This is a genomic window from Aquamicrobium sp. NLF2-7, assembly GCF_022359935.1.
Taxonomy (GTDB): domain Bacteria; phylum Pseudomonadota; class Alphaproteobacteria; order Rhizobiales; family Rhizobiaceae; genus Mesorhizobium; species Mesorhizobium lusatiense.
In genome coordinates this window covers 26,164-39,846 of record NZ_JAKSED010000006.1, presented here as the reverse complement: position 1 = coordinate 39,846, position 13,683 = coordinate 26,164, and the positions used below count along the sequence as shown (strand labels likewise).

General features: G+C 59.4%; 18 protein-coding genes. 8 read left to right on the top strand and 10 right to left on the bottom strand.

Going from position 1 to position 13,683, the window contains the following annotated elements:
* Positions 1 to 4 precede the first annotated feature (4 nt).
* From traF to MIC97_RS22245, 4 genes are all read left to right on the top strand, one after another.
* On the top strand, positions 5 to 526 hold the full coding sequence (gene traF / locus MIC97_RS22260; RefSeq protein WP_345773574.1) for a conjugative transfer signal peptidase TraF: 522 nt from the start codon (positions 5 to 7) through the stop codon (positions 524 to 526).
* Positions 447 to 1,682 (top strand): conjugal transfer protein TraB, encoded by a 1,236-nt coding sequence (locus tag MIC97_RS22255; RefSeq protein WP_275592566.1) that lies wholly within the window; start codon positions 447 to 449, stop codon positions 1,680 to 1,682. The genes traF and MIC97_RS22255 overlap by 80 nt, the downstream gene beginning before the upstream one ends.
* A gap of 14 nt (positions 1,683 to 1,696) precedes the next feature.
* On the top strand, positions 1,697 to 2,305 hold the full coding sequence (locus MIC97_RS22250; RefSeq protein WP_239802099.1) for a conjugal transfer protein TraH: 609 nt from the start codon (positions 1,697 to 1,699) through the stop codon (positions 2,303 to 2,305).
* A 232-nt stretch (positions 2,306 to 2,537) separates the two neighbouring features.
* Positions 2,538 to 3,275 carry an autoinducer binding domain-containing protein gene (locus MIC97_RS22245; protein WP_239802098.1) on the top strand — a complete coding sequence of 246 codons (738 nt, stop codon included), beginning with the start codon at positions 2,538 to 2,540 and terminating at the stop codon, positions 3,273 to 3,275.
* Here MIC97_RS22245 and MIC97_RS22240 read toward each other — a convergent pair.
* Complete coding sequence (locus MIC97_RS22240; RefSeq protein WP_239802097.1) at positions 3,259 to 3,600, bottom strand: transcriptional repressor TraM; 342 nt, start codon at positions 3,598 to 3,600, stop codon at positions 3,259 to 3,261. The genes MIC97_RS22245 and MIC97_RS22240 overlap by 17 nt on opposite strands.
* Positions 3,601 to 4,098: 498 nt before the next feature.
* Complete coding sequence (locus MIC97_RS22235) at positions 4,099 to 4,560, bottom strand: SgcJ/EcaC family oxidoreductase (RefSeq protein WP_239802096.1); 462 nt, start codon at positions 4,558 to 4,560, stop codon at positions 4,099 to 4,101.
* 151 nt (positions 4,561 to 4,711) lie between these two features.
* Here MIC97_RS22235 and MIC97_RS22230 point away from each other — a divergent pair, with 151 nt between their 5' ends.
* The 4 genes from MIC97_RS22230 (at position 4,712) to MIC97_RS22215 (ending at position 7,125) form a co-directional block, all read left to right on the top strand.
* Entirely contained in the window at positions 4,712 to 5,701 is a 990-nt protein-coding gene (locus MIC97_RS22230; RefSeq protein WP_239802095.1) for a 3'-5' exonuclease, read from the top strand.
* A 316-nt stretch (positions 5,702 to 6,017) separates the two neighbouring features.
* Positions 6,018 to 6,287 (top strand): antitoxin of toxin-antitoxin stability system, encoded by a 270-nt coding sequence (locus MIC97_RS22225; RefSeq protein ID WP_239802094.1) that lies wholly within the window; start codon positions 6,018 to 6,020, stop codon positions 6,285 to 6,287.
* Positions 6,284 to 6,574, top strand: a complete 291-nt coding sequence (locus tag MIC97_RS22220) for a type II toxin-antitoxin system RelE/ParE family toxin (protein WP_239802093.1) — start codon at positions 6,284 to 6,286, stop codon at positions 6,572 to 6,574. The genes MIC97_RS22225 and MIC97_RS22220 overlap by 4 nt, the downstream gene beginning before the upstream one ends.
* 104 nt (positions 6,575 to 6,678) lie before the next feature.
* Positions 6,679 to 7,125 (top strand): hypothetical protein, encoded by a 447-nt coding sequence (locus tag MIC97_RS22215; protein ID WP_239802185.1) that lies wholly within the window; start codon positions 6,679 to 6,681, stop codon positions 7,123 to 7,125.
* Here the strand turns inward: MIC97_RS22215 and MIC97_RS22210 are convergent.
* From MIC97_RS22210 to MIC97_RS22175, 8 genes are all read right to left on the bottom strand, one after another.
* On the bottom strand, positions 7,030 to 7,350 hold the full coding sequence (locus MIC97_RS22210; RefSeq protein WP_239802092.1) for a JAB domain-containing protein: 321 nt from the start codon (positions 7,348 to 7,350) through the stop codon (positions 7,030 to 7,032). The two genes, MIC97_RS22215 and MIC97_RS22210, sit on opposite strands and share 96 nt — an antisense overlap.
* Positions 7,351 to 7,501: 151 nt before the next feature.
* The gene (locus tag MIC97_RS22205) at positions 7,502 to 8,806 is read right to left on the bottom strand and encodes a sigma-54 dependent transcriptional regulator (RefSeq protein WP_239802091.1); all 1,305 of its coding nucleotides are present in this window, start codon (positions 8,804 to 8,806) and stop codon (positions 7,502 to 7,504) included.
* Positions 8,803 to 10,224, bottom strand: coding sequence for a HAMP domain-containing sensor histidine kinase (locus MIC97_RS22200; protein WP_239802090.1), 1,422 nt, complete (start codon positions 10,222 to 10,224; stop codon positions 8,803 to 8,805). Before MIC97_RS22200 ends, MIC97_RS22205 begins: the two co-directional genes overlap by 4 nt.
* Positions 10,225 to 10,281: 57 nt before the next feature.
* Positions 10,282 to 11,142 (bottom strand): monovalent cation/H(+) antiporter subunit G, encoded by an 861-nt coding sequence (gene mnhG / locus MIC97_RS22195; protein ID WP_239802089.1) that lies wholly within the window; start codon positions 11,140 to 11,142, stop codon positions 10,282 to 10,284.
* Positions 11,139 to 11,435 carry a monovalent cation/H+ antiporter complex subunit F gene (locus MIC97_RS22190; protein ID WP_239802088.1) on the bottom strand — a complete coding sequence of 99 codons (297 nt, stop codon included), beginning with the start codon at positions 11,433 to 11,435 and terminating at the stop codon, positions 11,139 to 11,141. Before MIC97_RS22190 ends, mnhG begins: the two co-directional genes overlap by 4 nt.
* Positions 11,432 to 11,752 (bottom strand): Na+/H+ antiporter subunit E, encoded by a 321-nt coding sequence (locus MIC97_RS22185; protein WP_239802087.1) that lies wholly within the window; start codon positions 11,750 to 11,752, stop codon positions 11,432 to 11,434. The genes MIC97_RS22190 and MIC97_RS22185 overlap by 4 nt, the downstream gene beginning before the upstream one ends.
* Positions 11,749 to 13,287: a proton-conducting transporter membrane subunit gene (locus MIC97_RS22180; RefSeq protein ID WP_239802086.1), complete on the bottom strand. Its 1,539-nt coding sequence runs from the start codon at positions 13,285 to 13,287 to the stop codon at positions 11,749 to 11,751. Before MIC97_RS22180 ends, MIC97_RS22185 begins: the two co-directional genes overlap by 4 nt.
* Positions 13,284 to 13,682: an NADH-quinone oxidoreductase subunit K gene (locus MIC97_RS22175; protein WP_239802085.1), complete on the bottom strand. Its 399-nt coding sequence runs from the start codon at positions 13,680 to 13,682 to the stop codon at positions 13,284 to 13,286. The genes MIC97_RS22180 and MIC97_RS22175 overlap by 4 nt, the downstream gene beginning before the upstream one ends.
* Between the last annotated feature and the right edge of the window lies 1 nt (position 13,683).

Below are 13,683 nucleotides of genomic sequence, written 5' to 3'. Positions count from 1 at the left end.
TCAGGTGCGGCGTGCCGTCATCGTGTTGTCGGCGGTCGTCGCGCCAATCCTGATGTTCGCCGCATTTTGCGGTTTCGGGTTTCGTCTGAATCTGACACCGAGCTATCCGCTCGGGCTTTGGCAGATTGTCCCTTTGAACCGCCCGGTAGCCACCGGGGATCTCGTCTTCATCTGCCCGCCGGAAAACGCTGCCTTCTCGCAAGCTCTCGAGCGCGGTTACGTCCGGCGGGGCCTTTGCTCGGGCTGGTTGAGCCCACTCATCAAAACGGTGGTTGCACTGCCCGGCCAGCATGTCGTCGTCGACGATAGTGTCACAATCGACGGCAGCATTTTGGCGCGCTCCGGGATTCACAGCACCGATGCCGAGGGTAGGGCGCTTTCTTCCTGGTCCGGCGGCATCGTGCCCACCGGTCACCTCTTCCTTCATTCCATTTTCGCAGGTTCCTATGACTCGAGATATTTCGGGCCGATTTCGGCTGCCGGCGTTCTTGGTCTCGCCCGGCCGATCCTTACGGTCTCGCCCTGAGATCATAAAATCGGCATTGCTCATCATGGCGGCCATTGTCATCGGCACGATTGGCTGGAGCGGTAATCCCTTCCTTCTTGCCGTGGCCATGCTGTTCCCGGCTCTCTGGGCAATGGCGTCGACGCGGGTAGGTGCGGCGCTGGTTGCGGCCGGGTATTTTCTCGCCGCGTCACACGGTCTGCCGCAGGGGGTCATCAATTTTTACGGCGGCGGCATCGGAGCGGGACTTGCGCTCTGGGTGGTAGCGTCGGCCGGCTTTGTGCTCGTTCATGCCGTGCTCTGGACCGGGCGGCCGGGATGGGGCCGGGCGGCTCGCTATGGCATCGCAATGGTGCTGATGAGCCTACCGCCTTTCGGTATCGTCGGGTGGGCGCATCCCATCACTGGCGCCGGCATGGTGTTTTCCGGATGGGGATGGCCAGGTCTGGTGGCTGCGGCGATCGGCCTTCTGGCGATGACCACGAGATTCTGGTCGCTCACAACGCTCGCCATCGCGGTCTTATACTTATGGTCCGCGGCGGCCTGGATGCCTCCCGATGTTCCTGATGGCTGGGTCGGTGTCGATACCCGGTTTCGCGGCGAGAGCGGACAATATGCCGATTATGCGCAGCAGGTCGAAACCATCAACCTTGTCATGGATGCAGCCGAAGATGGTGCGCGGGTTGTCGTATTACCGGAAAGTTCGGCAGGCATCTGGACGCCGACGACAGCTCGCCTCTGGGGCAGGGCCTTCAATGATCATGGCCTGACCGTCATCGCCGGCGCAATCATCGTTGATGCCGCAGGCTACGACAATGTCATGGTGGAAATTTCCGGCAAGGGATCTCGGGTTCTCTACCGTGAGCGGATGCCGGTGCCGGTGTCGATGTGGCAGCCCTGGCGGAGACTTGTTGGTGAGCGGGCAGGGGCACGAGCGCATTTCTTCGACAATCCAGTTGTCGAAATCGATGGCCACAGGGTCGCGCCGCTGATCTGTTACGAGCAACTCATCATCTGGCCGATCCTGCAATCTGCCTTGCACAGCCCGGACGTCATTGTCGCGACGGGCAATGGCTGGTGGACCGAAAACACCAATATCGTTGCTATCCAGCGAGCAAGTGCGACCGCTTGGGCGCGATTGTTTTCGCTTCCGCTCATCATTTCATTCAATAGCTGAGAGAAAGGCTCGCCATGATCGAGGCCGCACTGATCCATCAATGTGCTGACCCGCAAATCGAAATCGCAACAGTCGAGCGCTTCATTGGCGAGGCGGGATCGGACAATCCCCTTTCCGTAACCATCACTTCTGGCGACAGGATTATTCTGCCACAGGTGCCGCAAAACGCGGATGATGCGGTAAGACTGATCCAGCGTTTCGTCGGCCAGGCGACGGTACGTGTCGGGGTCACCCAATATCCGGCAGGCTACGGCGTTACGGATGCAAAGGAAATCTCCACGAATCTCGTCGATGCCTGCCAGAACATCCGCATGGGTTCGAAGCTGTTCGGCAAGGTCTATCGGATTGTTGCCCACGCACGTGGAGAGGCAGGTCCCGGCACATTTCGGGAGGCCCTTGCAGCCTGGCGCACAGGGATATTCCAGGACGCTTATGTCTTTGGCGAAGCTGATCCCGGCCCGCATTCTGACGAGGAGGATGTTTCGCCTGAAGATCCACCAGAAACAATTGCAGGTTCAGAGCCGGATGGGGTGACATCTTTGTCCGAGCAGAATTTCGATCCATATGCGGCTGGGATACGCGTCGATCTTTCCACGCTCAAAGGGCAGAAAAACTATGAATAACACGATGTTGTGCTGCAATTTCCAGTCTTTAGCTACTGCGGGCGAGCAGCCCGGTAACGCCGATGTGACCTGGAACAGTCGATTTGTCGCGGATGCAGATTGAGTTCCTGAGGTTTCAAAACCAAAATGGCTAAAGAATTTCACCGCTTAGAGGCGCCGCGAAGTCTGGATAAGGAGGTAAACCCATAGGAGTTCGATAATCGCGGCAACGTGACGTCGTGAGGAGGACGAAATGCAACCTGCAAGGCAAACAAACCCGTTGTCGGACCAGATCTCCGGCTTGCTCGAAGCGCTGGAACTCAACCGCGACGAACGTGCCATACGTGCCGCGTTGCATAAATTCACGGTCGCTGCGGGACTGCAACGTTTTGCCTATGTCGGGGTGAGCAGCGATGGGGCTCGTACTCTCACCGATCTGCCGCAGGTGTGGGAGGATTATTATCTCGACGCGCAACTATCGATTGTCGATCCGGTGGTGAGGCATGCCCGCAAGACGGCCGCACCGTTCTGGTGGTCATTGGCACGAATGGATTTGACTGAGCCTGTTGCACGAAAATATCGCGACGAGATCGGTGATTTCGGCGTCGTGTCCGGTATGACGATCCCCATGCGCGCCGGGTTCGGGAGAACGGCGATGCTGACGTTCATGTCCGAATGCGACATGGACGCGCCCTATAATATCACCGCGCTTAAATCTGCTGTGGCGGCTGTAGCCTACACTCATATGCACGTATCCAGTGCGGATTTCGCCGCACGCCGGATGCTTTCCAACCCGCTGACCCCGAGAGAACTCGACTGTGTCATGTGGACTTCGCTGGGCAAGACAAAAGCGGAAATTGCCCAGATGAACGGGATTACCGAAAGGACGGTCCGTTTTCATATAGAAAATGCTCAAGCCAAGCTGAACGCCACCAATGGGCCTCATATGGTGCGAATTGCTCTCGAGCGCGGGCTCATTCCTCTTCGCTAGGGCCTTCCTGATCGATGGTCGGGATGTAGCCGAGCCGGTCTGTCAGCGCTACGACAAGGTTCATCTGGGCCTGATGGCTTTTCAGGGCGTTGAGGTAGGTGCGCTCAAGCTCTTTCAGTCGGCAGTGTTCGCTGGCGAGCGCAGATTTTGCCTGTTCCCATTGCTGATGGGCATCTTCTGCGCATTGTAGCAGGCGGCGATATTCTCTGATCGCCTCGATCACAAGGGTCAAAAGCTGATCGTTATCGAGTGGAGCGATCAATGGGTCGAGTTTTTCGGACAGATCGGTAATCTGAACCTTTAGCGAAGGGTCTCGCATTGTCATTCGACCTTCAGGGTGGGTGATTTGCGGTACGCCCCCGCAATCGATAATCCTGTGAACCCAAGCCGGGGTTTCGAAACTGCGTCCACCGCAGCCCTGTGACCTTTAGTACCGAGGCACCTGGACATACGTCGCAGGACCCCGGCCAATGGCCATAGGATCGCGGCGCCGTAACGGCCGGCACCAACCGGTGGACAGGGGTTTCGAAGCCCCAAAGCGGCGCGTACCGCCTCAAGGAAACAATATGAAACAAAACGTTAAAGTTCCAGCGTGAATGAGCATCGAACGAAAAATTCGTTCGAGCGTACATTAAAATGATGACGAGAGCGGGAATCTCTACCCATGACCCTGATCGTTCGATAGCTGCTAGCGTAGACTGACGTGTGTGCGCCGAACTGGAACTGAGGACTGATCAGATAGACCATCGCAAACAGGTAGGTTGACGAAGCGAGGTAATTCGGATCCGACGCGAACCCTGGTCGAATATCTTGCTGTCAGTCGTCAGCGATAGCTCACCGGTCGAAGCGTCCCGTCAGGCCCCACCAGGTTCGTTTCCATATGAGGCACAATGTCGGTGTTGTGCGCCGAGGCGCAACTCCAGCTCCCATTGCGGCGGTGCACGACAAAAGAAAAGATGGTGTTGCGCGCACCTGGACTATCGATCGGCCCGGTACTGTTTTGCCCCTCGATGCGTATCCGGGCGTGGACAATGGCAATATTTTCGGCCAGCATCTTTACCTTAACCTTCATCAGGCGCAGCGTCGATGCACCGAAAATGTGTTCAAAGCCATAAGCGTGCGCCTTGCGGATCGCAGCGCGATCATGCCACCAAAGCCCTGTCACATTGACGAATTCGGCGTCTTCATCGAACAGAGACGCAAGTTTGTCCGCGTCCCGATGGGCCCATGCTTGTGCAAAGACGTGGGCGATGCTTTCCGGTTGATCGAGCGGGCTGTAATTCAACTTCTTGCCTCCTTGGAGGGCAGTCTGGATTTCGTGCAATGATAAGCGGGACTGCGGTCGTCAATACCCAGTTAACATGCGCTCATGACATTCGGTTCATCATCACCAGGCCTTATATGAAGAAGACCGCAACAATACAGGAAAGGGCAGCATGAAGAATTCATCCGCCCAGTTCGATCTCTTTGACGAAGCACCGGGCTATCGTGAGGTACCGCGGCCTGCCCCGAGACCGGTGAGGAAGCAGGCTATGCCCCCGCTTGATGCCTGGGACGAAGAAGAAGTAGCCCAACGGCTTGAAGCGACTGGTCGGTTCCAGGTCCTGCGTAAACTGGTTCCACGCCCGGTCATACCGCGTTCCGAAAGTGCCCATCCCCGACTTGCAGTTCTGGTCGATACGGAGACTACCGGCCTCCAGCATGCAAAGGACGAGGTGATTGAGATCGGCGCAGTTGCTTTCACCTATGACGACAATGGCACGGTGGGCGATGTCGTCGGGGTCTATAGCGGGCTGCGCCAGCCTTCCTTACCGATCCCGCCCGAAATCACCCGTCTGACCGGTATTACCGATGAAATGGTCGCCGGTCAGGAAATTGATATTGATGCCCTTGATGCGTTGATCGAACCAGCTGACCTGATTATTGCGCACAATGCCGGCTTCGACCGGCCATTCTGCGAGAAGCTGTCGCCATCCTTTATCCCCAAGGCATGGGCGTGTTCTGTTTCCGAAATCAGATGGGCCGATCTTGGCTTTGAGGGCAACAAGCTTGGCTATCTGGTCGGCCAGTCCGGCCTCTTCCACGAAGGTCACCGCGCGACTGACGATTGTCATGCGTTACTCGAAGTTCTCGCGCGGCCAGTGGGCGACGAGATGATTGTGCCCTTTGTCGAACTTCTCCGGTCGAGCATTCGCAGCAGGGTACGAATTTTCGCAGAAAACTCACCCTTCGACATGAAGGATCATCTTAAAGCCCGCGGCTACAGATGGTCGGACGGCAGCGACGGACGGCCCAAGGCTTGGTGGACCGAAATCGACGAAGAGCGTTACGACGATGAACTCCGCTATCTTCGCACGGATATCTACCGTTGTGAGGATGCCGAACCGCTGACATTGCGTATCACTGCAGAGGACCGGTTTCGATAAATCAGGCGTCGGCAGAGCGGACGGCGGAGTGGAGTGCACCCTGTTTGAGCGGACAGCCGCATTCCTTGTGCTCATGCCAGGTATGGCCCTGACGGCAAGTGCCAGGCCGGGGATCAGTTGATTCAGGGATTGAGAATGTGGACGCCTGTGCCTTCAAAGTCCTCGGTGTTCCGGGTCATGAGGGTCATGCCCAATACAAGGGCCGTGGTGGCAATCAGCCGATTTCATTCTTGTCTCGCCATACTGACAACGTATATACTCCATTAGTATATTTCCACCGAAAGGACGTAGCATGTCGAAGGAAGCTGTTTTCACGATGAAGCTGGAACCGGAGCTGCGCACCGAATTCATGGCCGCAGCCGACGCTGCGCACCGGCCGGCATCCCAGGTGGTGCGGGAGCTGATGCGCGATTTCATCGAGCAACAGCGCCAGGCGCGCGAATACGATGAATTTCTCCGGGAGAAGGTCGAACGCGCCCGCGTCTCAATGCGGGCAGGTGCCGGGATTTCTCATGCGGAAGTAGAAGCCGATTCATCCGCACGGCGTGCGGAGCTGCTGCGCCGGGCTGATGAGGGTGGCTTGTGAAGGTAGTATGGACACCGGAAGCCAATCAGGATCGCCTGGAGATTCTGGAATACATCGCCACTGACAATCCCCGTGCCGCAGCGAGGATGGACCAGTTGTTCATTGATGCTGCTGGCCAGCTTGGCGAGTTCCCGAAGCTCGGCCGCAGCGGGAAGATTCCCAACACCCGCGAGCTGATACCGCACGAAAGCTACAGGCTGATCTATGAGGTGGATGAGGCAGCGAAAACCGTCTGGGTGCTGGTCTTGATTCATACAGCCCGTCAATGGCCACCAGTTCAGAAGTAGAAGAAGGGGGCAGGACATACCGAAGACACTTTTAGAAGTGTTGAGCGAGCCTGCCGGCGTCGGGGATATCGACGTAGAATTTCCGCCTGTGCCTGGAAGGATGAATGATGCTCCAGAAGCTGACAACGATCGCGGCTCTTGCTGCATTGACCGTCTGCACTGGCACGGCTGAAACCGATGCCGGCGAGGGCTTGCCGGTGCTGGTGACCGCCAAGGAACCTCAAGAGGCATTTCTGGGGAATCTGGGCCGTGGGCAGTTGATGGTGGATGCGCCTGGTTGTCTGCACCATGGCGATGCCTTCGTGGTCTGGCCCCACGGTAGTGAGATTTCATGGACTGATAATGGACAACTGCAGGTCACCGAGGGCGCGACTGGAAAGAGCGTTCTGGTGGGCGACGAAATCGGGATGAGCGGAGTTGCCAACGACGCGTTGCCAGATCCGGAACGCCTTGCCTTAGCAATTCCGGCAGGGTGTAACGGGCCTTACAAGTGGGGTGGATCGGTAATGAGTGCTGCAGAGCTGCAGGCTATGGACGAACGTCGCCGGTAGTAATTTCCGCAGGCGGGGCCATGAAAAGCGGCTGGGTTGAACCCAACCGCGCATGGCCATCGACGTGACCCCTTCGGGGCTGACCACAAAATGGTCCAGGAGTTGAACATCGATCAGAGGGAGCGCCTGCTTGAGCTGGACGGTGACGGCGCAATCAGCGGTGGAAGGTTCCGGGCTCCCGGATGGATGATTATGAGTAGCGACGGCGGCGGCCGCGCTGTGCATGTGCGGCCATTCCGCCTCGGGATCGCCTGTAGTCGCACGCGCCGATAATTACATCAGCCTTCAAGTTCCATAAGAAAGCTTATGCGCCACACGTGTGTGTAGCAGGGTGGCCACCTGCGGGTTTTCCTGCTTGCCGGTCTGGAGCGCGCCGCTATGATCTGCTTCTCCCCCGCCGTTTCCACAGGGTAGTGCGCGATATGCCCAATTGCTTCGCTGCCTCACCAACACGGCCCTTTGAAGCAATCAGGGCACGCTCAATCCGATCAGCTTCCGCGCGATCCCTCGCATCGCCAAGCGTCCCGTCTTCAAGCGTCTCCAGCCGCATCTCGGGGAAAATATCGTCAGTCTCAAGGATATCGCTTTTCGCAAACACGCTCGCTCTCTGCAGCCGGTTGCGTAGCTCCCGGATATTGCCAGGCAAGTCGTGATGCAACAACGCCTGCAAGGAATTGCCCGACAGTTTCAGCGCGGGTCGGTTTCCGGTGGAACTCTCCTGCAGAAATCGCCGGGATAGAGGTTCGATTTCCTCCCTGCGCTGGCGAAGCGGAGGCAACACTATCTCGATCACGGAGAGCCGAAAATAGAGATCGTCGCGGAACCTTTTTTCCGCGCGCAGCTGCCCAAGATCGGCATTGGTAGCGGCGACGATCCGTCCGCCGAACGTCCTGTCGTTGCGCGATCCGACCGGCCGATAGCTTCCGTTCTCAAGCACGCGGAGGAACGTCGTCTGGAGGCGGGTGTCGAGTTCGCCGATCTCATCGAGAAAAAGCGTCCCGTCCGCCGCTTCTTCGAAAAAGCCGACATGCGCATGGGCTGCGCCGGTAAACGCGCCCCGCTCATGGCCGAAGAACTGGCTTTCCAGAAGCTCGTGCGGGATTGCGCCGCAATTGACCGCGACGAAGGGTGAACTGGCGCGTGGCGAGCTTGCGTGCAGATAACGCGCCGCGACCTCCTTGCCGACGCCCGTCTCGCCTGTCAGCAGAACCGGGAGTTCGGTGGCTGCTGCGCGGCGCAACTGTTCGGCGATCGCCTTCATCGCCGGTGAAAGCGCGAATTCCGGCATCGCCGCGCTGGCGGAAGGAGCGCTGCGGCGCGCGAGGCTCTGCCGAATGCGTCCGACAAGCTCGTCGACATCGTAGGGCTTGGTCAGATAATCCTCGGCGCCGGCCTTCACCAGCCGCACCGCCTGATCAATTTCGCCAAAAGCGGTGGCGAACAGGATCGGCGTGTCTCCGAGCCAGGGTTGTGCTTTCCGGAACACGTCCTCGCCGGAACCGTCCGGCAGCACGATGTCGGACAGCATATAGTCCGGCCGACTGCGCTTCAGCGCTGCGATTGCTTCTGCGCAGGTTTGGGCCCAGACCGGAGCAAGGCCTTCCAGTTCCAGCCGCTGTACGATCGCGCCGCCAAGGATCGTATCGTCCTCGACGACGAGGATTTGAGGTCTGGACGTCATGTCGTCGCGTTCCTGTTTTGCAGGGGAATATGGAGCGTAATGCTCGTGCCGCTACCGGGAGCAGATTCAATCGCGACGCGTCCCTGAAGTCGCTCCACGAGGCGAATGACGACCGCGACGCCGAGCCCAGGCCCCTCGGTGGCGAGGTTCCCGCGCTCAATCGCATGCGCAAGCCGACGGTCCAGCCCGCTACCTTCATCCTCGACCGTTACGATAAGTTCGCGGCTCTGTACGCTGGCAGTCAGCTTCACATTGCCACCCTTCGATGAGGCACGCACAGCGTTTAGCAGCAGGTTGAGAAGAATCTGCCGCACGTCGAGCGCAGCGACGGCGATGGTTTCCGGCACGTCGACATTCAGCGCGACACTCACGCCGCGGGAGCGTCCGTCCGCGTCTACCAGCAGGCGCAAATCCTCAAAATCCTGCCGGGAGAGCGGCCGCCATTCGGGGCGCGCGCGATAATTCTCCAGCGTCGCATCAACGACATGCTCCAGTGCGGCGACGCCGCGTTCCAGGAATTCGACGGCCTCGTCGCGGGGCTTTTCGCGGTCACCGAAGCGCCTCAGTGTGCTGATGGCCGTGCGCATGCCACCAAGCGGGTTTCTGATTTCATGCGCGATCGTTGCGGTCAGCCGACCGAGATCGGCCTCGCGTTGCTGCCCGGCAAGATGCGTTATCAGACCCTCGCGCTCGTTCGCGGCGTTGGCCATGGTGTTGAAGGCGAGTATCATACGCTCGGCCTGAACGTCGTCGGCAGGCATCTCGTGCGGTTCGATCGGCTTGAACATGCCGAGCGCTGCGTCGTAAAGGTGATGCGCTACGACCGCCATCGGCCGCTGCATGCGGCGAACCATGAAAAAGCCGATGACCGCGCATGCGCCACTGAAGAGCAGATCAGACAGAAGCAGAAACCACCGGATCGCCCATCGTTCCGCGTCGAGGGTAGCGATGTCGATATTGGCTGCGACCGTGCCAAGCTGGTTGCCATTGTCTGCTACAAGTGGTCGCCATATCCAGATTGCTCCATTGTCCGACTTCATGAAGCCGGATGGGTCTGCGATCACCTTTGCAGGCAAGGGCTGGCCGGGCTCGACTTCTGAACGCAGGACCTCGATGACAGACCCGTTGCGTGCGTCTATGAATGTCAGCCTCTGGTCCACCACCCCTTCATGGAATTCGAGAGCCTGCCGGAGTGTCGTGCGGATCCTGTCGCCATCATTGTCGATGACGTGAGGCAGGAGGGCTGCCGAAAGACCGTCAAGATAGACGTGCCCCATCGTCTCCAGTTGCCGGTCTGCCTGCCGGCTCATGAAGAAGATGGCCGTCTGCGTCGATGCGACGGCGGCTACAAAGATCATGATGGCTGCGATAAGCGGTAACCGGACAGTGACCGGCACGGTAAATGCTCTGGCGCGCAAGCTGTTTTTCTCCCGGCGATTGCTTTCGTCCGAGAGTCGCAGCCTCGTCATCCCGACTCAACCGAAAACAACGATCGGCGCATCGTCATCGCCGCCTGCCTGCACCTGTGCAATGCGGTGACGCGAGAGACGGGATGCCGGATCGATCTTTCTGTCGGCAAGACCATGGTCGAACCAGGCGCCGCGGGGCAGCACGAGAACGGAGCCCTTATCGAGGCGCTGGCGCAGGAAGGGCGCCGGCTCCGCCTCTTCCACAATCACGCTGAATGGTATGCCGGCCTCCCTGGCAGCGTCCTCGAAGAGCTGAACGGTTCCGGCCATCCTGCGCCGCGCCTTCGCAATCAGCGTATCGCGCAATTGCGCTGCGTAGTAGTTGCCGCCTATAGGCACCGGTCCAACATTCCGCAGTGTCTTCGCATCGATGATGGCAAGCCCGATCAGCTCCGCCCCATGTTTTTTGGCAAGCGCAACGGCGTAACTGACCGCTGCTTCGATCCCCGGACCGCTCGCAAGCCCCAGCACCACGCGCTCTATCGTTGGGTTCATGGTTTTCCTCCCCGGAAAATCGGTCTGTGGGCTGTCGAAGTCGCCACGGCGCAGCTCTCCCGCCAGTTGGTCTTCGCGCGTGCCTCCCCACAAAGACACACCCGCCACATAGCCGGCGCGGGCAAGCAGATGCCCGGCGATCGGCGTGGTCAGGAGCAGGAAGGCGATGGCGATGGCGACCTTGATCCACATGCCAGGCGACGGATAGGCGAAGGCGACGCCGATCAGCAGCAGCCCGCAGCCGGCGACGCCCGCATTTGTCGCCGCATGCATGCGCATGAAAAAGTCGGGCAAGCGAAGCACGCCGACTGCTGCAAAGAGGCACAGCGCCGCGCCGGCTATGAGAAAAAAGGCGGAAAGGAAGGCCGTCATTGCTCCTCCTCCTCGTTAATCGAGCCGCGTTCGATAAAGGCAGCAAAAGCCGTAGCCGTGAGGAAGCCGACCAACGCAACGCCGAGCGCGATATCGATGAAAGCAGTAGCCCCGGAAGCGATCACCGCCATGCCGGCTCCAGCCACGCCCAGGGTTCCCAGCATGTCGAGCGCGACAACGCGGTCGGGCGCCGTCGGGCCGCGCACGATGCGGATGCCGGCGCAGATCATCGCGGCGAGAAGCAACACCGCCGCGATGGCTGCCCCGGCCGTCTGGACGATCCCGGCCGTCATGGAAGCACCTCCTTCACGCAGCGCTCGAAGCCGTCCTTGATCCCGGCGACGCTCTCGTCGGAGACGTTCATCACATGACAGTAGAGCGTCTTGCGGTCTTCGCTGACATGCAGGCTGGTGGTGCCCGGCGTCAGCGTGATCATGTTGGCGAGCAGCGTTATCCCGGCGTCACTTTTTACATCGAGCGGAACGGCGACGATGGCCGAGCGGATCGGTCGGCGCGGGTTGAGAACGGTGATGACTACGTCTTTCACCGAAAGCGCGAGTTCTTTGAAGAACAGGCTGGTCAGGTGCAGCCAGGCAAGCAGCGTGTTCATGGATTTGCCTCCGCAGCGAGATGAGATGGGCCAATAACGGCATCGATGTAGGCGGATGTGTCGAGGAGTTGAGCGCCGGCACGCATCGAGAAGTCGACGAACGGCTCCGCAAAGAGCCCGATGGCGAGCGTGATGGCGGCGAGCGACACAATCGGCGTCAGCATGATAAGCTTCGTCTTGCTATCCGCCTGCCAATCGCGAACACACTCTGTTCCGCCGGCCGGGGCGGCCTTCCAGAACGCCTCGTTCCAGATCTTCAGCATCGAATAGAGCGTCAAGAGTCCGACCAGCAGGCCCGAGGCGGCAAGGACGATGTGGCCCGCGTCGAGGCTCGCCTTGATGACGGTGAACTTCGACCAGAAGCCGGAAAGCGGCGGCAGACCGGCGAGCGACAGTGCCGGGATCAGGAACAGCACGCCCAGCATCGGCAGGCTGGCATACAAACCGCCGAGCTTCTTGAGATCGAACGACCCTCCGGTGCGGTCGATCACACCTGCGATCAGGAAGAGGTTCGCCTTTACGATGATGTGGTGGATCACGTAGAGGATCGAGCCGCCGACGGCGAGTGGGGTGGCGATCGCGATGCCGAACAGCATGTAGCCGATCTGGCTGATGATGTGGAACGACAGGATGCGGCGGATATCGAAATGGGCGGCCGCCCCCAGCACGCCCGTGACCATCGTGAAGATAGCGATCGCCGCCACGATCGGCCCGGTATAGCCTGCATCGCCGTCGAACAGCAGCGTGAAGGTGCGGATGATGGCATAGACACCGACCTTGGTCAGCAGCGCCGCGAAGATGGCGACAATGGGGGCGGATGCCGTGTGATAGGCGGCAGGCAGCCAGTAGAACAGCGGGAATACCGCCGCCTTTGAGCCAAAAGCCATCAAGAACATGACCGCAAGCGTCGTTACCAGCCCCTGGTTCTCCAGCGTCGGCAGAATACGGGCGAGATCGGCCATGTTCAGTGTACCGGTGATGCCATAAAGAAAGCCGACGGTGATCAAAAAGAACGTCGTCGCGATCAGGTTCAGCGTGACGTATTTGACGCCGGCATCGAGTTGGGCGCGTGTGCCGCCGAGCGCCAGAAGGCCGAAAGACGAGATCAGCATGATCTCGAACCAGACATAGAGATTGAAGATATCACCGGTCAGGAACGCGCCAGTGACACCGAGCAGAAGCCCCTGATAGAGCAGGTGATAGAAGGCGTTTTCCTTCGGCTCGATATTGCCGTTGAGACCGTAGATGCCTACGGCGACAGCCATGATGCCGGTGATGAGCACCATCGCGGCCGCGAACATGTCGGCGACAAAAACGATGCCGAACGGGGCGTCCCAGTCGCCGAAATTGGTCGCAAGCACCGTGCCGTCATAAACCGCGGCGGTAAGCGCCAGTGCAGAGCCAAGAAGCCCGAAACTCGCAATCAGACTGATGAAGCGCTGCACCGCCTTTTTGGACCAGAACAGCGCGCAAAATGCGACGCCAAGAATTGGAAAGAGTATCGGGAGGGTCAGCAAAATGTGCGGACTCATCATGCAGGTTCCTCCGCCCTGGGGCTTTTCATTGGCCCGGCCGTGGTCTGAAGCTCAGGCTCCGCTTCCCGCATGGCGTCTGCATCAAGCGTAGCCAGCCGGCGATGCGCGCTCTGGAACAGGACGACGGTGAAGGCGACCAGCGCGAACGAGATCACGATGGCCGTCAGGATCAGCGCCTGCGGCAGCGGATTGGCCCCGCCCATCAACACTGTCTCACCCTCGGGCACCAGCGGTGGAACCCGGCTGTCCAGCCGACCTGCAATGAAAATCGACAGGTTCGCGGCGTTGCCCAGCACAAGAAGGCCAAGGACGATACGCAGCACATTGCGCGACATCAGCAGATAGGCTGCAACGGCGACCATCACGCCGAAAACTATGGCGAAAACCGGCTCCATC